Source organism: Actinoplanes sp. OR16, from assembly GCF_004001265.1.
Taxonomy (GTDB): domain Bacteria; phylum Actinomycetota; class Actinomycetes; order Mycobacteriales; family Micromonosporaceae; genus Actinoplanes.
Genome location: NZ_AP019371.1, coordinates 2,018,874 through 2,041,190, shown reverse-complemented (window position 1 = coordinate 2,041,190; position 22,317 = coordinate 2,018,874). Strand labels below are relative to the sequence as shown.

At 69.5% G+C, this 22,317-nt stretch carries 23 protein-coding genes and 1 tRNA gene; 6 read left to right on the top strand and 18 right to left on the bottom strand.

The window, feature by feature from the left end; all coding sequences use genetic code 11:
- Nucleotides 1–67: 67 nt before the first annotated feature.
- From EP757_RS09450 to EP757_RS09385, 14 genes are all read right to left on the bottom strand, one after another.
- The gene (locus EP757_RS09450; RefSeq protein WP_174262370.1) at nucleotides 68–625 is read right to left on the bottom strand and encodes a TetR/AcrR family transcriptional regulator; all 558 of its coding nucleotides are present in this window, start codon (nucleotides 623–625) and stop codon (nucleotides 68–70) included.
- Between the two features lie 63 nt (nucleotides 626–688).
- On the bottom strand, nucleotides 689–1,117 hold the full coding sequence (locus EP757_RS09445; RefSeq protein ID WP_127543952.1) for a VOC family protein: 429 nt from the start codon (nucleotides 1,115–1,117) through the stop codon (nucleotides 689–691).
- Nucleotides 1,118–1,155: 38 nt separating this feature from the next.
- Entirely contained in the window at nucleotides 1,156–1,497 is a 342-nt protein-coding gene (locus EP757_RS09440) for a hypothetical protein (protein ID WP_232050435.1), read from the bottom strand.
- A 15-nt stretch (nucleotides 1,498–1,512) separates the two neighbouring features.
- Nucleotides 1,513–3,117 carry a DUF2334 domain-containing protein gene (locus EP757_RS09435; protein ID WP_232050434.1) on the bottom strand — a complete coding sequence of 535 codons (1,605 nt, stop codon included), beginning with the start codon at nucleotides 3,115–3,117 and terminating at the stop codon, nucleotides 1,513–1,515.
- An 8-nt stretch (nucleotides 3,118–3,125) separates the two neighbouring features.
- Nucleotides 3,126–4,304: a non-hydrolyzing UDP-N-acetylglucosamine 2-epimerase gene (wecB, locus tag EP757_RS09430; RefSeq protein ID WP_127543946.1), complete on the bottom strand. Its 1,179-nt coding sequence runs from the start codon at nucleotides 4,302–4,304 to the stop codon at nucleotides 3,126–3,128.
- Between the two features lie 49 nt (nucleotides 4,305–4,353).
- A complete protein-coding gene (locus EP757_RS09425) occupies nucleotides 4,354–5,688 on the bottom strand; it encodes a glycosyltransferase (protein ID WP_127543944.1) in 1,335 nt (444 codons plus the stop codon).
- Nucleotides 5,689–6,061: 373 nt separating this feature from the next.
- Nucleotides 6,062–7,147 carry a hypothetical protein gene (locus tag EP757_RS09420; protein ID WP_127543942.1) on the bottom strand — a complete coding sequence of 362 codons (1,086 nt, stop codon included), beginning with the start codon at nucleotides 7,145–7,147 and terminating at the stop codon, nucleotides 6,062–6,064.
- Nucleotides 7,148–7,254: 107 nt separating this feature from the next.
- Entirely contained in the window at nucleotides 7,255–7,884 is a 630-nt protein-coding gene (locus EP757_RS09415) for an ATP/GTP-binding protein (protein WP_127543940.1), read from the bottom strand.
- Entirely contained in the window at nucleotides 7,862–8,323 is a 462-nt protein-coding gene (locus tag EP757_RS09410; protein WP_127543938.1) for a DUF742 domain-containing protein, read from the bottom strand. Before EP757_RS09410 ends, EP757_RS09415 begins: the two co-directional genes overlap by 23 nt.
- Nucleotides 8,320–8,766 (bottom strand): roadblock/LC7 domain-containing protein, encoded by a 447-nt coding sequence (locus tag EP757_RS09405; RefSeq protein ID WP_014447974.1) that lies wholly within the window; start codon nucleotides 8,764–8,766, stop codon nucleotides 8,320–8,322. The genes EP757_RS09410 and EP757_RS09405 overlap by 4 nt, the downstream gene beginning before the upstream one ends.
- Complete coding sequence (locus tag EP757_RS09400; RefSeq protein ID WP_127543936.1) at nucleotides 8,763–11,903, bottom strand: nitrate- and nitrite sensing domain-containing protein; 3,141 nt, start codon at nucleotides 11,901–11,903, stop codon at nucleotides 8,763–8,765. Before EP757_RS09400 ends, EP757_RS09405 begins: the two co-directional genes overlap by 4 nt.
- A complete protein-coding gene (locus EP757_RS09395) occupies nucleotides 11,890–13,044 on the bottom strand; it encodes a hypothetical protein (RefSeq protein ID WP_232050433.1) in 1,155 nt (384 codons plus the stop codon). Before EP757_RS09395 ends, EP757_RS09400 begins: the two co-directional genes overlap by 14 nt.
- A 421-nt stretch (nucleotides 13,045–13,465) precedes the next feature.
- A complete protein-coding gene (locus EP757_RS09390; RefSeq protein ID WP_127543934.1) occupies nucleotides 13,466–15,136 on the bottom strand; it encodes a DUF885 domain-containing protein in 1,671 nt (556 codons plus the stop codon).
- A gap of 10 nt (nucleotides 15,137–15,146) precedes the next feature.
- A complete protein-coding gene (locus EP757_RS09385; RefSeq protein ID WP_127543932.1) occupies nucleotides 15,147–16,214 on the bottom strand; it encodes a PHP domain-containing protein in 1,068 nt (355 codons plus the stop codon).
- A gap of 31 nt (nucleotides 16,215–16,245) precedes the next feature.
- On the opposite strand from EP757_RS09385, the gene mtnA reads away from it, so the two are divergent.
- Nucleotides 16,246–17,208: an S-methyl-5-thioribose-1-phosphate isomerase gene (gene mtnA, locus EP757_RS09380; RefSeq protein ID WP_127543930.1), complete on the top strand. Its 963-nt coding sequence runs from the start codon at nucleotides 16,246–16,248 to the stop codon at nucleotides 17,206–17,208.
- Here mtnA and EP757_RS09375 read toward each other — a convergent pair.
- The 3 genes from EP757_RS09375 to EP757_RS09365 are packed head-to-tail and all read right to left on the bottom strand — an operon-like array spanning nucleotide 17,205 to nucleotide 19,505.
- Nucleotides 17,205–17,777, bottom strand: coding sequence for a DinB family protein (locus EP757_RS09375; protein ID WP_127543928.1), 573 nt, complete (start codon nucleotides 17,775–17,777; stop codon nucleotides 17,205–17,207). The genes mtnA and EP757_RS09375 overlap by 4 nt on opposite strands.
- 31 nt (nucleotides 17,778–17,808) lie before the next feature.
- Complete coding sequence (locus EP757_RS09370; RefSeq protein WP_232050432.1) at nucleotides 17,809–18,834, bottom strand: prephenate dehydrogenase/arogenate dehydrogenase family protein; 1,026 nt, start codon at nucleotides 18,832–18,834, stop codon at nucleotides 17,809–17,811.
- On the bottom strand, nucleotides 18,759–19,505 hold the full coding sequence (locus EP757_RS09365; RefSeq protein WP_127543926.1) for a M23 family metallopeptidase: 747 nt from the start codon (nucleotides 19,503–19,505) through the stop codon (nucleotides 18,759–18,761). The genes EP757_RS09370 and EP757_RS09365 overlap by 76 nt, the downstream gene beginning before the upstream one ends.
- A gap of 97 nt (nucleotides 19,506–19,602) precedes the next feature.
- On the opposite strand from EP757_RS09365, the gene EP757_RS09360 reads away from it, so the two are divergent.
- The 4 genes from EP757_RS09360 to EP757_RS09345 all read left to right on the top strand — a co-directional run bounded on the left by EP757_RS09360 (nucleotide 19,603) and on the right by EP757_RS09345 (nucleotide 21,315).
- Nucleotides 19,603–19,977: a hypothetical protein gene (locus EP757_RS09360; RefSeq protein WP_232050431.1), complete on the top strand. Its 375-nt coding sequence runs from the start codon at nucleotides 19,603–19,605 to the stop codon at nucleotides 19,975–19,977.
- 88 nt (nucleotides 19,978–20,065) lie between these two features.
- Nucleotides 20,066–20,269, top strand: coding sequence for a hypothetical protein (locus tag EP757_RS09355; protein WP_127543924.1), 204 nt, complete (start codon nucleotides 20,066–20,068; stop codon nucleotides 20,267–20,269).
- A gap of 90 nt (nucleotides 20,270–20,359) precedes the next feature.
- The gene (locus EP757_RS09350; RefSeq protein ID WP_127543922.1) at nucleotides 20,360–20,872 is read left to right on the top strand and encodes a tRNA adenosine deaminase-associated protein; all 513 of its coding nucleotides are present in this window, start codon (nucleotides 20,360–20,362) and stop codon (nucleotides 20,870–20,872) included.
- A complete protein-coding gene (locus EP757_RS09345; RefSeq protein WP_127543921.1) occupies nucleotides 20,869–21,315 on the top strand; it encodes a nucleoside deaminase in 447 nt (148 codons plus the stop codon). Before EP757_RS09350 ends, EP757_RS09345 begins: the two co-directional genes overlap by 4 nt.
- A gap of 18 nt (nucleotides 21,316–21,333) precedes the next feature.
- Here the strand turns inward: EP757_RS09345 and deoD are convergent, their stop codons facing one another.
- Complete coding sequence (gene deoD, locus EP757_RS09340) at nucleotides 21,334–22,044, bottom strand: purine-nucleoside phosphorylase (protein ID WP_127543919.1); 711 nt, start codon at nucleotides 22,042–22,044, stop codon at nucleotides 21,334–21,336.
- A 115-nt stretch (nucleotides 22,045–22,159) separates the two neighbouring features.
- Here deoD and EP757_RS09335 point away from each other — a divergent pair.
- A tRNA-Ser gene (locus EP757_RS09335) sits at nucleotides 22,160–22,249 on the top strand.
- Nucleotides 22,250–22,317: the final 68 nt, after the last annotated feature.

Here is a 22,317-nt window from a genome sequence, read left to right as displayed (position 1 = left end):
TATCACCCCGTCGCAGAAAAAGCGCGGTTCCGGGTCCCCCCGTCCCGGAATCGCGCTTTTCCTCGTTTCAGCGGGTTGCCAGGCCGCCGAGCAGCAGGGACAGCTGGCGGCGCCAGGCCTGCGGGTCGGCCGAATGCTGTGCCACCCCGGCGTTCGCCATCATCAGCAACACCATGTCCTGCCGGGTGAAGTCGGCCCGCAGCCGCCCGGCCCGCTGCGCCCGCACGAAGACGTCCACCGCCCGCTGCTGCGCCGTGGCCCGCAACGCCGCCAGCCGCTCGTCGTCGTCGAACGCCGTGGAAACCAGCAACTCCGCGAATCCGCGATCGGTCGCCTGCAACTCGCAGACCCGGGTGAGGTAGCCGACGAAAGCGGCCCACGGGTCGGGATGCTCCAACGACTGCTCGGCAAGACGGACCGCCGCTGTCATCAGGCTCGCGAACACCTCGGCGATCAGATGCCGCCGGCTGGGAAATCGACGGTAGAGAGTGGCGTTGCCGACCCCGGCCCGCCGCGCGATCTCATCGAGGGAGGCGTCGAGGCCCTGCTCAGCGAAGACTTCCCGAGCGGCGGCGAGCAATGCTGCTCGATTCCTTCGGGCGTCCGCGCGCAGCCGGGTGGCCATGGGCATGAGGATACGACGTCCCCCGGCAAAGACAGAGATCCGATGTCACGCCCGGACGATCAATCAGGTCAGGCAGAACTCGTTGCCCTCCGGGTCGGTCATGACGTACCAGGAGAAGGGGCCCTGCCGCCCCGCCCGCACGAAGGCGGCACCGCGGGCGACGAGGCCGTCGCGAGCTGCGTCGCGGTCGGCGTCGCCGACTCGGATGTCCAGGTGGAGGCGGTTCTTCACGGTTTTGGGCTCGGGCACCTGCTGGAACAGCACCCGGCTGCGACCGGCGCCGTCCGGGTGGACGATGGCTCCTCCGATACGCCAGACCAGCTTGCCGTTGTGCAGCTTGGTGTCGTCCTCGGAGGCGAAACCCTTCGACACCGTGTCTTTGATGAACGCCTCGTCCTGCGGCTCCACCTGCCAGTCCAGGGTCTCGGCCCACCAGTCGGCGAGGGTGTGCGGATCGCTGCTGTCGACAACGAGCTGGAAGTCGTAAGGCATGAACCGCACGCTACCCACGACTTAGGACAGGAAGCGGCCTAATTCGCGTAGAGGCCCGGGAAGAACCTGTCGACGGCCGTCACGTCGTACACGTGCCTGATCTCGGAGATCGACCCGGCATCCACCGCGAGGAATTCCACCAACCTGGCCGTGCCGAAAGGCCCGTTGAGGTCGTAGACGAGGGCTGCGCCGTCGATGGCGTCGGTCCGGGCGATCAGCTCGACGCCGTCCGCGAACGCCGCGATCCGGGAGAGGACCTGCAGCAACTCCTCGTCGTCCACGGGAGCGTCGAAGTTCCATTCGGTCTCGACGTCGGGGGTGAGCACACGGCGTGCGGCGGTCAGGTCGCCGGCGGTCCACGACCTGACCCAGAAGTCCACCACATCCACGATCGATCAGCCGTTCAGCATGGTGTCGGCCGCGACGAACGTGTACCCCAGTCCCTTGATGCCACTGACCAGTTCCCGCAGAAGAGCGGTTCCGAGGTACGGGTGGTAGAAGCAGCTCGCGACGCCATCACGCACCACGAGGTTCCGGCGGGCGGAGGCGATCAGGTCGGCGGGCAGGCGTACCGGGTGGTTGTTGAACGCCTCCGGTTCGACGTTGCCGATGTTCTCCGGAACCACGACGGAACCGTAGACGTCCCGGACCGTGTACGGGAAGAACTGGCCGAACTGGCGCGCGTAGTCGTACTTGCCGCCGGTCAGCACACCCGGGAAGTAGAGCCCGCGGTCGTACCGTTTGCCGAAGAGCGAGTTCACCGCCTGGTAGTCGGCGGGGCTGGCGGCGTAGTGCGGGAACTCGAAGATCTTCGGAGCGCCCAGGCCGGTCGCCAGGAACACCGCTCCGGAGGCGACCATGCGGGCGGTCGCCCACGTCACCGAGTCCTCCTTGACGGGACCGTCGTAGATCACGCTGTCGTTCGCGTCGACGTGTGCCGTGTAGAACTCGAAGTCGTTGGCGCTCACACCGTCGTACGGGTTCGCGACCGAGCCGTACTGGTGGGTGTACCCGTGCATGATCAGGGTGCCGCCCTTCGACTGCATGTACTTCAGCGCCGCCACGACCTTCGGCTTCGAGGCGAGGGTGTAGTCCTGCTTGTTCTTCGGGTCCCGGTAGCGCGGGTAGACGGCGACGCTGAACGGCACCTTCTCGGCGGCCAGGTAGTCGGCGATCGCCTTCAGCTCGGCCGGGTCGGCGTCCGGCCCGACGTCCTCGAGGCGGATCAGGGCGCGGTGCCGCTCGGCGGTCGTGCCGGTGGCGAGCGCGTCGAAGAGCAGGTCGGCGAAGGCCAGGTAACGGTCGTCGTGGGTGACGTACGAGAACGGGATCTCGCCGATGTAGGTGAGGTTCCCGGACTTCACCGCCCACGGGAACGTGCTGCCGTCGGCACGGATCGCGGTGGCCAGCGTGGTGACTCGGGCAGTGTCGCTGATCGGCAGGTTCATGATCCCGGAGTTGTTGTCCGAGCTGCGGGTCAGCCGACGACCCTTGTACTCGACCTCCTCGACGTCCGCGAAGTCGAACGAGCCGCTCGCGAAGCCGAACTTCGCGGCGAAGCCGTCCTTGGCGGCCAGCTGCCAGATGTTGTCGTAGACCCAGATGACGGGCTTGACGGTCGCCATCACATCGGTGAGGAAGGCGGCAGGCAGCGGCTCGTCGTAGGTCGAACCCACGTAGATCACCGCGGTGTACGCGTTCAGGTCGCCGGCGGCGTACTTCGCCACCGGGGCGGCCGTCCAGCTGCCGAAGTGCGACGCGAGGTTGGCGACCTGGGTGACGTAGACCTCGCCGAGCCAGCCGTACTCGTTCGTGGTGTCGTACAGAACCAGGGTCTTCGCCGTTCCGGCGCCGGGCGCGGCCTTGCCGGACTTTCCGTTGCTGCTGGTGGTCGCCGTGGTGGTGATGCCGGCGGCGTCGGCTTCCATGCCGGTGATGCCGACCGCGACGGCCGCGGCGGTGGCCGCTCCGGCGCCGAGCAGGGTGCGACGAGAGATCATGGCGGACATCAGGCGAGAGCTCCAGACGTGAGCGGGTTCTGGGCGACGGGCATCGCGTCGGGGGCGGGGGCGAGACCCAGGAGGGCGGCGGTGGCCTGGGCGGTGCGCTTTGCCGCAAGACCATCGCCGTACGGGTTACCTCCCGCTGTCATCGAGTCCCGCCGAACCCGGCTGTCCAGCAGCGAGGAGGCCTCCTCGACGATCCGTGCCGTGTCCGAGCCGACCAGCTTGGCGCAGCCGGCGGTCAGCGACTCGACCCGCTCGGTCACGTCCCGGAGCACCAGGGCGGGGACGCCGAACGAGGGCGCCTCCTCCTGGATGCCGCCCGAGTCGGTCAGCACCAGGTAGGCCTCGGAGAGCAGGCGGGACAGGTCCGGGTAGGGCAGCGGGTCGGTGATGGTGACCCGCTCGACGCCGGCGAGCGCCGCGTCGACCTGGCTGCGGACCGCCGGGTTCGGGTGGCTCGGCAGCACGACCTCGATGTCCGGGTAACGCTCGATCAGCTGCTTCACGGCGCCGAGGATCCGGTCGAGCGGCTCGCCCCACGACTCGCGGCGGTGCGCGGTCACCAGGACCAGCCGTCCTTTGCCGAAGTCGCGATCCTGGAGAGCGGGGGTCTCGAACGGCATCCGGCGGGCGGCCACTGCGAGGGTCGCGTCCACCACGGTGTTGCCGGTGATCAGCACGTCGGTGTGGGCGATCTTCTCGTCCAGCAGGTTCATCGCGGCGAGCGGGGTCGGAGCGAGGTGCAGCGAGGCGACCTGGGCGACCAGGCGGCGGTTCGCCTCCTCGGGGAACGGCGAGTCCAGGTCGCCGGAGCGCAGACCGGCCTCCAGGTGGACGACCGGGATGCGGCGCCAGAACGCGGCGAGGGCGCCGGCCAGGCTGGTCGTGGTGTCGCCCTGCACGATCACGGCGGCGGGGGTGCGTACCGACCAGAGCTCGTCGAGTTCCCGGACCATCGCGGTGAGCAGTTCGGCCTGGCTGCCGGTGCTGCGCTCGACGGTGAGGGTGATGTCCGGCTCCAGGCCGAACGCGGCGAGCGCCTGGCTGACCATCGCAGGGTGCTGGCCGCTGGCGAGCAGGACCGGGGTGAGCAGGCCGGCCTCCCGCATGGCGAGGGCGACGGGGGCGAGCTTCACTGCCTCGGGACGGGTGCCGCCGATGAGGTGGACTTCGCGCTTCATGGTGTTCACGGGGGAGCCGTTCTTTCGCGAGGGGTGGGGGGATTGCGTCTCAGGCGGCGCTGAGCTGGAGGACCGGCTCCTCCGCGAGGCGCTCGGTCTTCGCCCAGGACTGGCGGCCGCTCGCCTGACGGCCCAGCGCCCGATAGGTGGCGGCGAGACCGAGGACCAGGAAGGCCGGGTACGCGAGGGCGGCGACGAGCATCCGGGACAGGCCTTCGTCACCGCGCTTGCCGCGGTGCACCATCGCCCAGAGCAGACCGGGGAACGTGGTGATCACGAGCCAGACCACGGCGCTCTCGCCCAGCGCGGCCCAGGTCGGCAGGAACGGGACCGGGTGGCCGATCAGCAGGCCCGCCGTGCCGGCCACACCGAACACGACGAGCAGAACCGTGACCATCGCGTTCGCCCACGGGGAGAGCAGGTAGTGCAGCATCTCGGCGAGGGCGGTACGAGCGATCCGCGGTGACTCGAAGAGGCGGGCCAGGTAGCGGGCGCACTGCATGTTGCCCTGCGCCCAGCGGGTCCGCTGCCGGGTCAGCCGCCGTACGTCGACCACCGCCTGCTGGGTGACACAGGCCCGTGAGGTGTAGCGGATCGAGACGCCGCCGAGGTGCATCCGCAGGCCCAGTTCGAGGTCCTCGACCAGGCAGTCGGACCAGGGCGCGTCACCGAGGGCCTGCAACGCGGAGAGCCGGCTGAACTGGCCGTTGCCGCCGAGACCGACGGTGTCCAGGACGTCGCGCAGGTTCTGGCTGGCGTCCACGATCGCGCCGAACTCCAGGTCCTGCACCGCGCCGAGAAGCTTGCTGCGGTTGCGGATGCGCACCTGCACCTGGACCGCGCCGACCTTCGTGTCCCGCAACAGCCGGGAGACCTCGACCAGGATGTTCTCGCTGCCCTGCCCGTCGCCGTCGATGATGCCGACGACCACCTGCTCGGGCTCGACGCCGGCCTCCGCGGTCCGCTCCGAGATGTAGCGGTACGCGGCGTTCAGCGCCTCGCCCTTGCCCTTACGGGCGTTCGGCAGCTCGCGGCGCATGACCCGCAGCCGAGGGTGATCAATAGCGGCCAGGACCTCGGGAGTGCGGTCGTCCGAGCCGTCGTCCACGACCAGGACCCGGGCCAGCGTGCCGGCCGGGCCGCGGAGGTTGAGGGCCGCGTTCACCGTGTTCGCGACGACGGCTTCCTCGTTGAGGGCCGGGACGATGATCCAGAAGTGCTTCGGCCGGCCCTCGCCGCCCGCTATCGCCCGGTTGACGTTCTTGGCGCGGTGAGTGCCGGAGTAGCGGACCGCGAACCAGACCAGGACCAGGGTGGAGATCGGCCAGGCCAGCAGGACCGCGTATCCGGTGATCGCGATGAGCCAGCTGTTAGCCCAGGACATCCGTACCTCCCCCACCCTCGTCACGTTTCGTGATGTCCGTCGAGCCCGGCGTGCCGCTCTCTTGGACGTAATAGGACATTAAGGAACTACCGAGCGTGACTCAAGGGCCGTGAGCTGAATGGGGGCGCGAACTGCCCGAACGGCCCAACCCAGACATCTCAGACGTCTCGGTCGGGCGGAAACCGGGCGCGATTTGCCCGTTTTAAAGTGATCGGGAGTGAATTCGCCGAGGAGTGGTGTCGTCGCTCAGCGTGATATTTGCGCGTCCGAGGGAGGCGGTGCGTCGTGGTCACTCAGGGTGATCGCGGGGTGGCCATGGCGCAGAGCGGGCCTTGAACGTGATCGTTCAAGGCCCGGCTGAGGTATGGCTGTGTCAGTCGTGTGGCGCGTCCAGCAAGGTGGGGTCGTCGCGGAGGAGGGCGGCCAGCCGGCGGGCTGCCTGCTCGGTCTCCTCGGGACGCTCCACCTGCAGCGGAATCGGCTGCGCCAGCGGCGGCGGGAACCCAGGCTCGGCCGCCGGCTGCGAAACCGCCGGCTGCGAAACCGCCTGGTGCGGCATGGCTTGATGCGGCGCGGCTTGATGCGGCACGGCCTGGAAGGGCGGCGCTGATTGCGGTGCCGCGGCTTGCGGTGCTGTGCCTTGCGGTGCTGTCCCCGGGGGTGCGGCCGACTGAGGCGTGGCCTGGTGCGGCACGGTTGCGGCTTGCGCGTGGTGCGGCACGGATGCGGCTTGGGCCTGGTGCGGCACGGATACCGTCTGGGCGTGGGGTGGTGCGGATGTGGGCTGGGTGTGGGCGGCCTGGGTGTGGGTCACCTGGGGTTCGGCGTGGGTGTGTAGCGGCTGGCCGGAGGTCTGCGGCACCTGCTGGGTCGGGGACGGCTGGTGCGGGACGAAGGCCTGTTCCGCCGTGGTGAAGGGAGGCGCTGAGTAAGGGGGCTCCGGGAAAGCTTGGCTTCCCTCGTACGGCGAGATGGGGGTCTGGGGTGGAACGGGCGGAGGAGGCGTCGCCGCGAACGGATGTGGGACCACGAAGGGGCGCTCCGCCGTGGGGGGCTCTTCGTAATCGAAATCGGTCGGGCCGAAGCGATCCTGATCGTCGTGGGTTGCCCGGGGTGGCTCCGCATAGACCGGCTCCGCATAGGCGGGCTCGGCGTAGACCGGCTCGGGGTCCACATCGATCTCGAAATCGGCGTGCGGGGTCGGGACCTCGGCGACCCGGGCGGCGACCGTGTTGTCGGCGCTCACCTGGACCACGCCGTCGGCGAACCCGAAGTGGAGCAACACCGGATCGCCGGCGCCCTCGACGCCGACCGTGACACCGAGCTCGGGATGGCGGGAGATCACACCCGCGATCGCTTCGACCAGCTCGGTCACCGCCGGCGGAGTGCCGGGGTTCTCTCCGGAGGCGCGGCGCCTCAGCTCGTCCCGCCTGGCGAGCTTGTCGAGCGCGTCGTCCAATCCGCCTCGCACGTCACCGTCCTCATTCCTCACGCGGTCGCCCGGTACCCCAACTGTGCCCCGGCTGTGGCCGGTTTGGGAACCTCACCGGGCGACCCGCGCACACACTACGACGTCTTCATCCGGATCGCCTTGTCGAGCGCCTGGTCCAGGACGACGAGCAGGGCGTCCCGCACCGAGGCGCGGAAACGCGCGTCGAAGGAGACCACAGGCACGTCCTCACGGACCGCCAGCGCCCAGCGAACCTCGTCGACGCTGTAGCTCATCTGCCCGTTGAAGGTGTTGATGCCGACGACGAACGGAAGCCCAGCGCGCTCGAAATAGTCGACAGCCGGATAACAGTCGTCTATTCGGTTGGTATCTACCACAACCAGGGCGCCGAGAGCACCCTTGACGAGGTCGTCCCACATGAAGGCGAACCGGGTCTGGCCCGGCGTGCCGAAGATGTAGAGCTTGAGCGTCTGGTCGATGGTGAGAACACCGAAGTCCATGGCGACGGTCGTGCCCGTCTTCATCGTCGCCTGACCGGGGTCGTCGATACCAACGGACTCCGAGGTCATCTCGGCCTCGGTGGTCAACGGCGAGATCTCTGAGATGGCGCCGACCGTCGTGGTCTTACCGACACCGAAGCCGCCGGCCACGATGATCTTTACCGGGACCGGCGCCTTCTTGGGCGCGGGAGCGCCGGGTATGCGCGCGGTACCGACGACGCGGTTAGCTGATGGATCGAAGTCCACGGATCACTCGCATGATGGTCTCGGGGTCAGGTGTGTCGTTTTCCAGGACATGGACGTCCAGTTGGCCGGTGGCCCGCAGGTCACCGACGAGGATTCGGGTGACGCCCAGGTGCAGGCGCAGCCGAGCGGAGATCTCAGCGACCGAGATCGGGCTCTCTTCGCAGAGAGACACGATCGCCCTGGTTTCCGGAGATAGCCGCGACGGTGGCGCGCCGTGCACCACCGTCACCTGAGTTTCCATACCGATGTCGGGGTCGCCTCCATCGGTCCGCCCGGACGTGATGACGAACGGGCGCAGAGCATTGGTCGACGTCTCGACCGGCGGGTGCTCCCCGGTGGGGGTGTAGCCGCCGGTCGAGTGCTGCGGACCGGATTGCAGGAAGGGCCGGATCCCGGGCCGCGCCGGTGGTACTGCGTCGTCGGGGTCCGGGTAGGTCATTGCTGGACGGCGTTCTTGAGCTCGGCGATGAGGCGGGGGCTGAGAGCGCCACCGGCACGGGTGGCGAAGAGCGTCATCTCGTACGCCAGGGTGCCGAGGTTCGCGCTGCGGTCGGCGATGACACCGAGGACCGAGCCGGCGCTGATCGCGGTGACCAGCAGGTATCCGTCGGCCATGTCGATGATGACCCGGTTCAGGGCACCCAGCCGGTACCAGCTCGCGGCGCCGCCGGCGAGGCTGGTCAGGCCGGAGACCACGGCCGCGAGGCGCTCGGCGTTGGGCCGGTCCTTGATCGCGGACATGGCCATCAGCAGGCCGTCGGAGGAGACCGCGATGGCCTCGATCACACCCGCTGTACCGGAGGTGAAGGAGTCCAGCAGCCAGTTGAAGGTCTTGGCTTCGGCACTGAGCTGACTTTGTGCGGCGGCGTAGGGGGAAGTCATCGCGGTTGTCCCTCGTGTTGTGGCTGGCTTTCATTCAGAGCGAGCGCGACTCCGTACTCGAACTGATCCATCAGAGCCCGCGCGGCTTCCGGGTCCAGCTGTGCCGGGGCCGGAGGCGGGGTCGGACGGTGCGGCTCGTCACTCGGCAGGGTGGCGCCGGGTACGCGACGAGTCAGCGGGGTGCTGCCCGGCGTGGTCGGTGGAGCCGGCGGCGCGGGAGGCGCCGGGGCGGCAACCGGGGTGTTCCACGTCGGGGCGGCGGCCGGAGCCGGCGTGTCCCAGGACGGCGTGCTCGGAACATTCCATTCCGGCTGGCTGACCTGGGGCGCGGGCATCGAGGTGCTGGTGGTGCCCGCGTCGAACTGCGCCTGACTCACACCGGCTTCGAACGCGTCGAAGGCGGCGCGAGCGGCGAGCGCGTCATCCGCGGACGGCGCCGCGGCGTGCTTCTGCGGACCGGACTCGGCCGGGAGCTGGCTGCCGGGAACCCGGCGGCGCAGCGGAGCGGGACCGCCGTTGGACCCGTTGGACCCGTTGTGGCCGTTGTGCCCGTTGCCGTTGTGTCCGTTGTGGACGGGCTCGGGGCCGGCTACCGGAGAGTGCCCGAAGTTGTCCGCGGTGCGTTGCTGAGGAAGCTGGGGGGCCTCCGGGGGAATGGCCGAAGCCATCGGTGCCTCCACGGCGTTCCACGCCGGCTGTGCATCGTTCCAGCTGGGCTGGACCGGGGACTCGTTGTTCCAGTTGCCTCCGGCCGACGGCGCGGACGGCAGCTCCGGCAGCGCGGCCGGGATGCGGCCGGCGACCGGGATGCCCATGTCGTACGTCGGGATCGGCTCGGCGTAGACCGGGGCGGCCGGCTCCTGGTAGGCGACACCGGGCGAGTAGATCGGCTCGGCGTCGTAGACCGGAGCGCTGTCGTCGACGGCCGGGGAGACCGGCTGCGGCGCGAACGCGTTCCAGGAGTGACCGGTCTCCAGCGTCTGCGTGGCACGGCTCAGCACGTTCGGGTCGAACGGCTGGGCACTGCCCGGAACCTGCCGGACACCGGCGCTGGTGATCGCCACCTCGGTGGTGTGGCCACGCAGCGCGGCGGAGTAGGCCGGAGCCGCCGGGGCCTGGAACCGCTCGGTCTGGAACTGGTCCTGCCGCTGGTACTGGTCCTGGTACTGGGCTTCCTGGTACGAGGCTTCCTGGTACTGCGGCGCCTGGATCTGCGGAACCTCGGGCTGCGACGGGAAGGCCGGCGCCGGCGCCGCGCTCAGGTTCTCGACCCGGGCGATCAGGTGCGACGGGTTGAGGTCGACCCAGGCGGTCAGACCGCCGTCCGGGGTGTCGGTCAGGGTGACCTCGATGCCGTGCCGGCGGGCCAGACGGCCGACCACGAAGAGGCCGAGAACCTCGGTGGGCGCCAGGTCGAGGCGCTCACGACGGGTGAGTCGGGCGTTCTCCTCGGCCAGACGCTCGGGCGCGAGACCCAGGCCGTGGTCGATGATCGCGAGCCGGGCGCCGCCGCGCAGTTCCTCGGCGGAGACGGTCACCGTGGTGTGCGGCGGGGAGAACGCCGTGGAGTTCTCCAGCAGTTCGGCGAGGAGCAGGGTGAGGTCGGCCAGGACGGCCGGCGCCACCACGATCTCCTCCGGCACGTCGACCTCGACGCGGGTGTAGTCCTCGATCTCACCGAGGGCGAGACGAACGACGTCGGAGAGGGGCAGCGGGGCCATGTGCTCGTTCGCGCCGGCGCCACCGGAGAGCACGACCAGCGCGGACGCGTTCCGGCGCAGACGGCTGGACATGTGGTCCAGCCGGTAGAGCTCGCGCAGGCGGTCGCTGTCGGTCTCCTTGCGCTCCAGGGAGTCGATCAGAGACAGCTGGCGGCCGACCAGGTTCTGCGTACGCCGGCCGACGTGGCCGAACATCTGGGCGGTGTTACGGCGGCCGACCACCTGGCGTTCCACCAGCCGGGCGGCGGTGGTCTGCACCCGGTCGAACGCGCGGGCCAGGTCACCGATCTCGTCCTGGGCCTCCACGTCGACCGCGTCGAGTCGGATCGGGCGGACCTGGGCCTCGGTCTCGTCGTCCGCCACACGTTCGAGCTCGGACTCGGCGGCCCGGGCGATGCGGTCGGCGGAGACGGTCAGGCGGCGCAGCGGCCGGGCGACCGCGCGGGCCATGAAGATGCTGAGCGTGATCACCAGGATCAGCAGCAGGAACGAGCCACCACCGATGAGGAGAGCCTGCCGGATGGCGCTCTCCCGGTTGGTGCTGGTGATGATGTCCACGTCCTTGGCCACGCGCTTCTCGACGAAGCTACCGAGGACGGTGACCGACTGCAGCGACGGGAACAGCGTCTTGACCTCGAGGCTCTTGAGTGCCTGGGTCGGGTTCGTGGTGAGCGCTGCCTGGAACTCGCTGCCCACCCGGGACCGGAACGCGTCCTGGGTGTTGATGTAGAGCTTGTACTGCGCGTCGGTGAAGTAGACCTTCGAGCTCGTGATGATCGACTCGATCTGGCTGAAGGTCGCGCTGAACGCGCTCAGCAGCAGGCTCGCGGCCTGCGGGTTCGCGCCGGAGACCACAGCGGCGGCGAGGTAGCAGGACGCCTGGCCGATGAGGTCGTCGGAGCGCATGGCGCGCTCCAGGGCGTAGACCTGGCGGCCGACGCCGGTGGTGAGGTCGGCGCTGGTGGCGAGGCCGAGGCCGTCGATCAGCGGGGTGACGACCTCGTTGTAGTCCTCCACCACGGCGCTGATGTTCGTCACCGCGTTGTTGAGCACGTTCTGCCGGGTGACGTTCAGTTTCGCGGCGCCCGCGATGGTACGGCGGAGCTCCTGCGGCATGTCCTCGACGTCGGAGAGCTGGGCCAGCGACTCGATGGCCTCGCTGCTCTGCAGAACGAAGGTGGGGCGCTCGACCATGCCCAGCAGGTAACCGACCGCGAGCAGCCGTTCCTCCTGGAGCTCGGTCAGGGCGGTGCTGACCTCGGTGGCGAGAGCGACGGTGTCGGAGGTCTCCTGGGCGATGCGGGCTGCGTCGATGCGCTCGTAGATGACCGGGATGCTGAGGCCGACGACCCCGAGCAGCGGTACGAGCACCAGCAGGGCCAGCTTGCCCAGGATGCGGAACTTACCGAAGAGCACCGGAACGCTCCCGCCGCGCAGCGTCGCCGCCGCCGTAGTTGGGGATCTCGCCGTACTGCGGGGCCTGGTCGTAGGCGGCAGCGGCGTACGGGTTGGCGTCGCCCTGGACCGAGACGTCCCGGACCGGCGCGTCGTCGATCCCGGCGCCGGACTGGCGGGCCCGGGCCCGGGTCCAGAAGGTGGCGACCAGGATCAGGGCGATGGCGACCGCGAGCAGGCCCCAGGCCTCGGCGCGGCGGTAGTTCAGCGAGTCGATGCGGTCCTCGAGGAGCGTGTCCATCTCCTTGAGCACGACGCCGGAGAGCGCGTTGAGGGCGGTCTGCAGGGTGCTCTGGGCGGTCACCATGGCCGAGACGTTCGGCGTGCCACCGAAGTTGGCGCCACGGTTGGCGTCCTCGATACCGCGCTTGAACGAGTTCAGGTTGGAGACCAGGTTGCCGGCGAGGGTCGGGCTCTCGGTGTCCTCGACCGCGGCCTGCAGGTTGTCGGTGAGGTCGTCACCGGCGTTCTGAACGGTCAGCACCTCGTAGCCGAAGCGGATGTTCAGCGCGGCCTTCTGCTTGGCCTTCGCGGCGGCGGTCATGTTCGCCGTGTCGCCCATCCGGCTCACCGCGGTGACGGCCTCGGGCATGTCGACGGCGGCGGCCTGCTGGAGGAACCACATGTCGCTCTGCTCGTCGCGGTTCAGCGTCGAGTTCTCCCGGACCGTGTCGTAGAGCGCGAGCGTCAGGTCGGAGACCTCGACGTGCGCCTCGTAGACGGTGGCCGAGTCGCCGGTGATGCCGGGCAGCTTGCCGATCTTGTCCTTCAGGCTGGCCCAGCGCTCCGAGGTGTCGAGGTCCTCACCGAGGCGCTCGTCGACACCCTGCACCCGGGCCACCGCGGCGGTCAGCGAGGCGGGCTCGGCGAGAACGCCCTGCAGGGCCGACGACTGGGACTCTGCCAGCGCGCTGACCAGCGGCGAGAGTGCCTGTAGGTACTCGACGCCGTTCCGTTCGAGCTGCAGCCGGTCCCGGTGCTCGGTGTTGTCGTCCAGAACACGCAGGAACAGGGCTGCGGCAGGCAGCAGGACGAGGACCGTCAGCACCACCGCGAGGGCGGAGCGTAAACGGGCTCGCCGGCTGTTCACCGAGACTGACATTGCTTTAGTCCTCCGCCATGCACACGCGATGGGCCATCAATTGACTACGGAAAGTAGTCATGCGGGCGCACCGATCTGGGTCAATCTATCCGAGAAAACCTCGTAAAACCCCTTTCCAAGGGTCAGAGTTGTCTCGGCTGATCGGGGGATACGCGACGCTGCCGACTCGGCTGTACGGGGGCTCCGATGCCCATTTCGCGGGCTCGGGGGGCCGAGTGACGAGCGCCGCGCAGATCGTATCCGCACCCTGGGCGGGACGTGAATATGAGTTCTACTTCGGATTTGTTACGTCTTCCCGGACTGTGATTCACGGAAAGTGTCGGTTCAATAGCAATGAGCTAGCAAATTACCCAGAGTGATTGAGCCGGTACATAAAGAAGGGTCCCTCCGTCCCGTTTCGGTGCGGAGGGACCCTAATGACTTAAATCCTGGCCAGTGCTTTTCGCAGTGGATCGAGCCCGAGCGAGCCCAGGTTCAGGGCGTCCCGGTGGAACGTCTTGAGGTCGAAATCACTGCCTTTGCGGAGCTTTGCTTCGTCACGTGCCTGTAACCAGATCCGTTCGCCGATCTTGTATGACGGCGCCTGTCCCGGCCAGCCCAGGTACCGCTTCCACTCGAAGCGCAGGACGTCCTCGGGCATCCGGGTGTGCGCCCGCAGGAACTCCCAGCCCAGCTCCGGCGTCCACCGCTCACCCGGGTGGAAACCGAACGGGTTGTCCCGCGGGATGACCAGCTCCAGGTGCATGCCGATGTCCACGATCACCCGGGCCGCGCGCAGGGCCTGGCCGTCGAGCATGCCCAGCCGGTCGCCGGGGTCGGTCAGGTAACCCAGGTCGTCCATGAGGCGTTCGGCGTACAGGGCCCAGCCCTCGCCGTGGCCGGAACACCAGCAGAGCAGCCGCTGCCAGCGGTTCAGCAGGTCGGCCCGGAGCAGCGTCTGGCTCACCTGCAGATGGTGACCCGGAACACCCTCGTGATAGACGGTGGTGACCTCGCGCCAGGTGGAGAAGCCGCCCTGACCCTCCGGCACCGCCCACCACATCCGGCCGGGACGGGAGAAGTCCTCGCTCGGTCCGGTGTAGTAGATGCCGCCGTCGCTGGTCGGGGTGAGGCAGCACTCCAGCTTCTGGGCGGGCGGCTCGATGTCGAAGTGGGTGCCGTTCAGCTCGGTGATCGCGTGGTCGGAGAGGGCCTGCATCCAGTCCCGGAACTCCTCCTTGCTGCCGATGTTGCGAGCCGGGTCGGCGTCCAGGATCGCCACTGCCTCGTCGATCGTCGCGGGCCGTCCCGCGATCGCCGCGGAGACCGTGCGCATCTCCTGCTCCAGGCGGTACAGCTCGTCGAAGCCCCAGAGGTACGTCTCCTCCTGGTCCACCTTCGCGCCGAGGAAATACTGCGAGGCCAGCTCGTACCGCTCCGGGCCGGCCGCTTCCTTCGCCCGTCCGCGCGGCGCCATCTCGTCGCGCAGGAAGAGGCCGAAGTCGGCGGTGGCCTGGGTGGCCGCCTCCGCGCCGCGGCGCAGCTCGGTCGCGAGCGCGCCGGAGGCCCGCAGCCGGCGGGTGAGGCCGTGGAAGAAGTCGTCCCGCTGCGGGTCGGTCCACGCCTCGCACTGCTCGGCGACCGCGAGGTACTGCGCGCGGGCGCTGACCTGGCCGGCGTCGGCGCCCTCCAGCAGGGTGCGGCGGTACTGGTCGAGGGCCCTCGGCATGGCCTTCAGCCGGGCGGCGATGTTCGACAGCGCCTCCTCGCCCTCGGCCGGCATCACGTCGAAGACCATCCGGAGCCCGTGCAGGCCGCTGGTGATGACGCTGACCTCGGTGGTGGCGAAGCCGGCGTCGTAGCGCGCGACCTCCAGCCCGAGGCGTTCCATCATGGCGTCCTTGGCGACCTGCTCGGACTCGTGCTCGGGCTCGATCACGTCGAGGTCGTTGATGACGCGGCGGGTCAGCTCCGCCTGCGCGGCGAAGCCCTCCGGCGAGAGATCGTCGGTCTTGTCGTCGTAACCGGAGATGCCGACCGCCGTCGCTCCGGTGGGGTTGAGAGCGGCCCACTCGTCGACGTAGCGGTTGGCGAGTTCGTCAATTCGTCCCACCTCGCCGACCCTACGGGACCGGGGCGTGCCCACGTGTCCACTCGAGCAGGCGATCCGCGGGCCAGGTGTTCACGACCCGTTCGGGTGGTACGTCGCAGAGCGCGGCCCGCTCGCAGCCGAACCCGAGCCAGTCGAGCTGACCGGGCGCGTGCGCGTCGGTGTCGATGCTGAAGAGGCAGCCGGCCTCGACCGCGACGGTGAGCATCCGCTTCGGCGGGTCGAGCCGGTCCGGCCGCGAGTTGATCTCGATGGCCTTGCCGTGCTCCACCGCGGCGGCCAGCACCTTCTCCACGTCGAACGTAGACGGCGGCCGGGTGCGCGCGGTCCGGTGCGCGGCGTCGCCCTCGCCCTTCGCCGACACCTTGCGGCCGGTCATGTGCCCGAGGATGTCCAGGTGCGGGTTGGCCAGCGCGGTCACCATCCGCCGGGTCATCCGCGGCGACTCGTCACGCAGCTTGCTGTGCACCGAGCCGACCACCACGTCAAGCCGGGCCAGCAGCTCGTCCTCCTGGTCCAGCGAGCCGTCCTCGAGGATGTCCACCTCGATCCCGGTGAGGATGCGGAACCCCTCCGGCAGGGCCTCGTTGAGTTTCGCCACGTGATCGAGCTGGCGGCGCAGCCGGGCCGGGGTCAGCCCGCGGGCCACGGTGAGCCGGGGCGAGTGGTCGGTGAGCACGAAGTATTCGTGTCCGAGGTCGGCCGCGGCCAGCGCCATCTCCTCGATCGGCGAGCCACCGTCCGACCAGTCCGAGTGCACGTGGCAGTCGCCGCGCAGCGCGGACCGCAGCGCCGTCGCGGCGCCCGGCACGTCGGTCCCCTCGGTGCTCTCCATCCGGCGCAGGTAGACCGGCTCCTCGCCGGCCAGCGACTCGGTGATGCAGCGGGCGGTCACCTCGCCGATCCCGGTCAGCTTCGCCAGGGTGCCGGCCTCGGCGCGGGAGGCCAGCTCGTCCGGCGGGGTCTTCGCGACGGTCGCGGCCGCGGACCGGAAGGCCTTCACCCGGTACGTCGCCTCGTTCGCTCTCTCCAGCAGGAACGCGATGCGCCGCAGGTCGGCGACCGGGTCACGGGATGCCATCAGGCCAGCCTAGGGCTTTATCCTCGGCAGAATGCGGACGATCGATTGGGTGGACGGGGCCGTCGAGATCATCGATCAGACGGCGCTCCCCGGTGAGCTGCGGGTTCTCCGGCTGCACACGGTGGGGGAGCTGATCGCGGCGATCCAGTCGCTGGCGGTTCGGGGCGCGCCGGCTCTCGGGGTGGCCGGGGCTTTCGGCGTGGCGCTGGCGGCCCGGGTTCATCAGGACGATCCGGCGGCGCTCGCTCTCGCCGTACGAAGGATAGAGACCGCACGCCCGACGGCGGTGAACCTGGCCCGCGGAGCGCAACGCACCGCCCAGCTGCTGCCCCTCGGCCCGGAAGCGGTGCTCGCCGAGGCGTGCGCGATCCGGGATGAGGAGATCACGGCGTCGCAGGCGATGGCGGCGCTCGGCGCGGACCTGGTCGTGGAGCTCTGCGGGGAACGCCCCCGGCTGCTCACCCACTGCAACACCGGTGGTCTCGCGGCGGTCACCATCGGCACGGCGCTCGGTGTGGTCGGCGAGCTGCACCGGCGCGACCGGCTGGCCGGGGTGATCGCCAGCGAGACGCGCCCGCTGCTGCAGGGCGCCCGGCTCACCTCCTGGGAGCTGACCCAATGGGGTATCGAACACCGGGTCGCGGTGGACTCGGCCGGCCCGTTCCTGATGGCCCGCGGCGAGATCGACGCGGTGATCCTCGGCGCGGACCGGATCTGCGCGAACGGCGATGTGATCAACAAGATCGGGTCGTACTCGCACGCGCTCGGCGCCCGCCGGGCGGGCATCCCGTTCCTCGTGGTGGCGCCGGAGTCGACGGTCGACACGGACACGCCCAGCGGCGACCAGGTGGAGATCGAGGACCGGGGCGGGGCCGAGGTCACCGCGTTCGGCGACGCGGTGAACCCGGCGTTCGACATCACCCCGCACGACCTGGTCACCGCGATCGTCACCGACCGCCGGGTGATCCGGCTGGACCGGGGCGAGAAGCTTTAGTCCTTCTTCTTCCAGGGCTTCATCCAGTCGGTCTCCGGCCAGCCCTCGGCGGCGGCCATCAGCGGGTAGGCCGTCGCGCCGTCCACGCTCTCCCGGATGATGTCGGCGTGGCCGGCGTGGCGCGCGGTCTCCTGGATCAGGTGCAGCAGGACCCAGCGCAGCGACCAGCTGTCGACGTCCTTCGGGTTCCACGGCACCGACTTGTCGACCGGGATCGGGTGGTCGAGGTCGGCGATGTCCCTCACCGTCTTCTCGGTGGCGGCGGCGACGGCGTCGTAGCGCGCGAAGACGTCCTCGATGGTCTCGCCCTCGGCCAGGGCGAAATCGGCCTCGTACGCCCCGTAGTCGACCGGCCTCTGCTCGCCGCGGACCGTGGACATCCAGGACTCCTCGGTCGAGGCGCAGTGCTTGATCAACCCGCCGACGGTGAGCGGGCTCGCGCTCGAAGCGGACCGCAGCTGCTCGCCGGTGAGGCCGTAGGCGGTCAGCCTGATGACGTACCGCATCTGGGCGAGGTAGGCGAGCAGGCCGTCCTGCTCGTTGGCGACGGGACCGACTTGACCGGGCATGGCGACTCCTTCTTCGTGGGCATCACCCACGCTAGAAGGCGTTGCGGTCAGTTTCTGGCCGTAATACGACGAGTTCGGTGTCGTTCACCGCCGTCACCCAGCCGCCGGATCGTCCAAGATCCAGGAGGGGGCCGCCCGCTGCGGCGATCGTGGAAGGCTGCCCGGGTGCGGCGGGCCAGGCCTGACGTGCTTGTGCGCCAAGCTTGAGATGCGGGATCAGGGCTCCCACCGGGTCGTCGGCCTGTAGGGATTCCGACATATCCTGTAGAACACCGATAAGTCGGTGCAGCTCGCGTTGCACGGCACTGTGGTTGCCGCCGCACATCGCCGCGGTCAATTCCGGTCTGGTCGCCGCCACCCGCGTGCCGTCCCGGAATGAACCGGCGCCGAGCGTGCCGGCCAGCGGATTTTCCAAGATCTGCTCGGCCAGGGCGGCGGCGAACAGGTGCGGCACATGGCTGATCTGCGCCACCGCCGTGTCGTGTTCCGAAGCGGTCACCGGCACCACGCGCGCACCGAGGCCGGTGAAGAGCCGCGCCAGCGTCAGCCAGTCGTCGAGATCCGTGTCGTGTGGCTCCAGGCAGAGCACCCACGCGCAGCCGTCGAAGAGATCCTTCTCGGCCGCGCCGAATCCCGAGGTCTCCTTGCCGGCCATCGGGTGCCCACCCACGAAACGACGCACCCCGTGCGCGGCCATCAGGTCCCTGACGGGACCTTTCACCGAGGTCACGTCGGTCACCAGGGCGTCGGTCCCGGCAAGCTGAGTGATCACTTGCGGCAGGACCGGGAGCGGTACGGCGGACACGATCAGTTCCGGACCCCGAGCGGCGGCGTCAACCGACTCCACGATCCGAAAACCCGCCGCACCGGCCGCCGCACGGGTGGCCGGGTCGGCGTCGAAACCGGTCACGTCGTGCCCGGCGGCGTCGAGGGCCCGCAGCAGCGAGCCGCCGATCAGCCCCAGCCCGATGACGGTGATCCTCATGCTTTGCAGTCGTTCTTCTTCTCCCAGGCCTCGACCGTCGCGACCGGGCTCTTCTGTCCACCCTTGCGCCACGACTTCAGGAACGTCGCCGGCCAGATCACGCCGCGCCGCACCTTCCAGTCGCCGGTCTCCGCGCACGGTGGCGAGATGCCGTAGTGCACGTGGCAGACGTTGTTCGCGTTCCCGGTCTTGCCGGTCTTGCCGAGCAGCTGGCCGGCCTTCACCCGGACACCCGCCTCGATGCCGGACTGCACCTTGCTGAGGTGCGAGCCGTAGTACCGCACGCCGTCGTCGCCGAGCAGCGACACCGAGAGCCCGCCGTTGTTCGGGCCGTCCGGCTTCCCCTTCACGTACTCGTCCTCGAGGCTGATCTCCAGCACGACGCCGCTGGTGGTGGCGACGAACCGCTCGCCGCAGTCGACGAAGAGGTCGGTCGCCGGGTACTTCGAGTGCGTCGTGTGGAAGTCGACGTTCGACGCGTCCACCGGGAAGACGTATTTCACCTCGGCGGGTTTGCTCTCGGCCGGTTTGCTCTCGGCCGGTTTGCTCTCCGCGGGCTTGCTCGCCTCCGGCGTGCTCTCCGGCGAGGCGCTCTCCGCCGGCTTGTTTTCGGCTGACGCCGATGGGCCGGTCGGCTCGACGAAGTGCGGCGTCGTCGCGGGAGACCCCGCGCCGGCCGCGCCGCCGCATCCGGCCAGCAGGGCCGTCAGGGTCAGACCCGAGAGGGTACGGAGGAAACGCACCGAGCCATCCTGACAGAAGCCCGCGACCACCGCCCGTCGGCCTTTCGCCGCGTCCGCTGGATAGTCTGGGGCGACAGGCTGTGGAGAGGAGAGCGTGATGGCTGACCGGCTCGGCCCCTGGGCCGCCGCCCCGCCGCCCGGATACCTTCCGTCGCCGGAGCGCCTGCCGCTCGCCTCCCGCCCGTTCTACCGGGAACCGCACCCGGTGAAGGCCGGCGCGGTGCTCAGCGGACTGGCCTCCGCGGCGGTCTGGCTGATCCTGTTCGGCAGCCTCGGCAACGGCCTCGCGTCGTACGTGTGGTGGACCATCGCCGCCGCGGTCAGCGCCTGGCTCGTGGCGCTGCTCCTCGCCGTGCTCGGCGACCGGGGTGTGGCGGTCGGCGTCGCAGTGGCGAGCGGTCTCGGCCTGTCGATCGCGATGACGTTCGTGGCGCTGCGGTGGATCGCGACGTACGACTGGCCGCTCTGGTGATTCGCCCCATTTGAGCATCCGGAGCGACCACCATTCGTGCCCGATTCGTCGCGCTCGGAAGCCGCTCTGCCGAAGTGCTCATGGACCCTTGACGAACGTCGGAACGGCGGTCACCCTCGGCTTCATGGCCCCCTCGCCAGAACGGCTCGACCCCGAGCGCTGCCGCCGCCGTCAGGAGCTGCTCGCGGCCCTCGCGCAGGCGAAAACGGTCCGCGAGTCGGACCCGTCGCAACGGATGCGCGGTGTGCGCCTGCGTGAGCTGATCGCCACGCGCCGTCGTCCCGCCAACTGACTTCGTCATACGTCAAGGCGTGGCGCGATGCGCCCGCCGAGCTACCCGCTACCGTCAGGCGCTGAGGATAAGAACCGCGTTGGGGGAATCGTGTCGATTTTCGCTGCCGCCGTCGGCCGGACGAAGAGCGGGTGGACGGCGTCGGAGCTGGACCTTGGTGGCCTGGCCGACATCGACGAGGTGGTGGACGCGCTGCGCGATGCGGAGCCGGACGCCGACCTCGCTGTGTTGTTCGTCGAGAGCGACGACGAGTACCTCGCGATCCTGCGCCTGGACGAGGGCGAGGACCTGAGGGTCTTCAGTTCCGACTCGGCCTTCGCCGAGGAGTCCAGGGTCGGATCGGTGCTGCTCGGTGAAGTGGAGACGCCCGCGCTCGGTCTGGACGACCTGAACGCCCGCGACGACGACGACGAGGATCGTCCGGCAGCGACGCCGGACGCCGACCCGATCGGCGACGCGGAGCTGCTGGGCGACCTGGGCGTGAGCGCGAAGCGGCTGCTCGCGCTCTGTGGCATGGACGGGATGCTGCCGTCCGACGTGACCGCGGAGATCTGCCAGAAGATCGGCTGCGGTGACGAGATGGAGGAGCTGCGCGAGGCGTGAACCGCCGAGAACAGCACGAGGAGTGGATGCGGCGGGCTCTCGCCGTCGCATCCGCCTCGCCCGAGGACGTGCCGGTCGGCGCGGTTCTGCTCGGGCCGGACGGCGCCGAGCTGGCGGCGTCCGGCAACGAACGGGAACTCACCGGCGACCCGACGGCGCACGCCGAGATCCTGGTCATCCGGGCGGCCGCCGAGCGGCTCGGCTCGTGGCGGCTGGACGGCTGCACCCTGGTGGTGACGCTGGAGCCGTGCACGATGTGCGCCGGCGCGCTGGTGCTGGCCCGGGTGTCGACGGTGGTCTTCGGCGCCTGGGAGCCGAAGACGGGCGCGGCCGGGTCGCTCTGGGACGTGATCCGGGACCGGCGGCTCAACCATCGCCCCGAGGTCTACTCGGGAGTCTTGGAAGAGCAGTGCGCTCGTACGCTGCGCGATTTCTTCCGATGAAGTGAGCCGCCGGATCTCTCAGCCCGCGACCGCGGTGTCCAGGCCGATCTTGACCATGTTCGAGAAGCCCTGCTCGCGCTGGGCCGAGTCCATCGCCTCGCCACGCTTGATGTGGTCGCTGACGGTCAGGATGGTCAGGGCCTTGGCGCCGTAGCGGGCCGCGATCGTGTAGATGGCCGCGGACTCCATCTCGACGGCGAGCACGCCGTACTCGGCGAGCCGGTCGTAGAGCTCCGGGCGGTCGTTGTAGAAGGTGTCGCCGGCCAGGATCTGACCGACCCGGATCGGGATGCCGGCCGCCTCGGCCTTCTCCACGGCGGTGCGCAGCAGACCGAAGTCGGCCACCGGCGCGTAGTCGACGACGCCTTCGAACCGGTAGCGGTTCATGTTCGAGTCGGTCGAGGAGCCGATCGCGGCGATCACGTCGCCGAGGTTCAGGTCCATGGCGAGCGCGCCGCAGGAGCCGATCCGGATCACCGACTTCACGCCGTACTCGTTGATCAGCTCGTGGGTGTAGATCGAGGCCGACGGCATGCCCATGCCGGAGCCCTGCACCGAGACCCGCTCGCCCTTATAGGTGCCCGTGAAGCCGAGCATCCCGCGGACCTGGGTGTAGCAGACCGCGTCCTCCAGGAACGTCTCGGCGATCCACTTGGCCCGCATCGGGTCGCCGGGTAGCAGCACCCGCTCGGCGATGTCGCCCGGTTTGCCGCCGATGTGCACGCTCATGAGGTTTCTCCGCTTCGCTTGTCCATGACGCCGATCTTGCCAGTTCAGCGCGGTCCCGCTGGGTTATGGGTGACCCGGCGGCAGGCGCGTTCAAGCGTCCGGTAACGTACGTACCGGTGGCGTGTCCGAGCGGCCTAAGGAGCACGCCTCGAAAGCGTGTGAGGGTTTACGCCCTCCGAGGGTTCAAATCCCTCCGCCACCGCCAACGGGAAGCCCGACTCGAAAGAGTCGGGCTTCCTATTTTTATGGACCGATGCCTGTTACGCTGCGTTG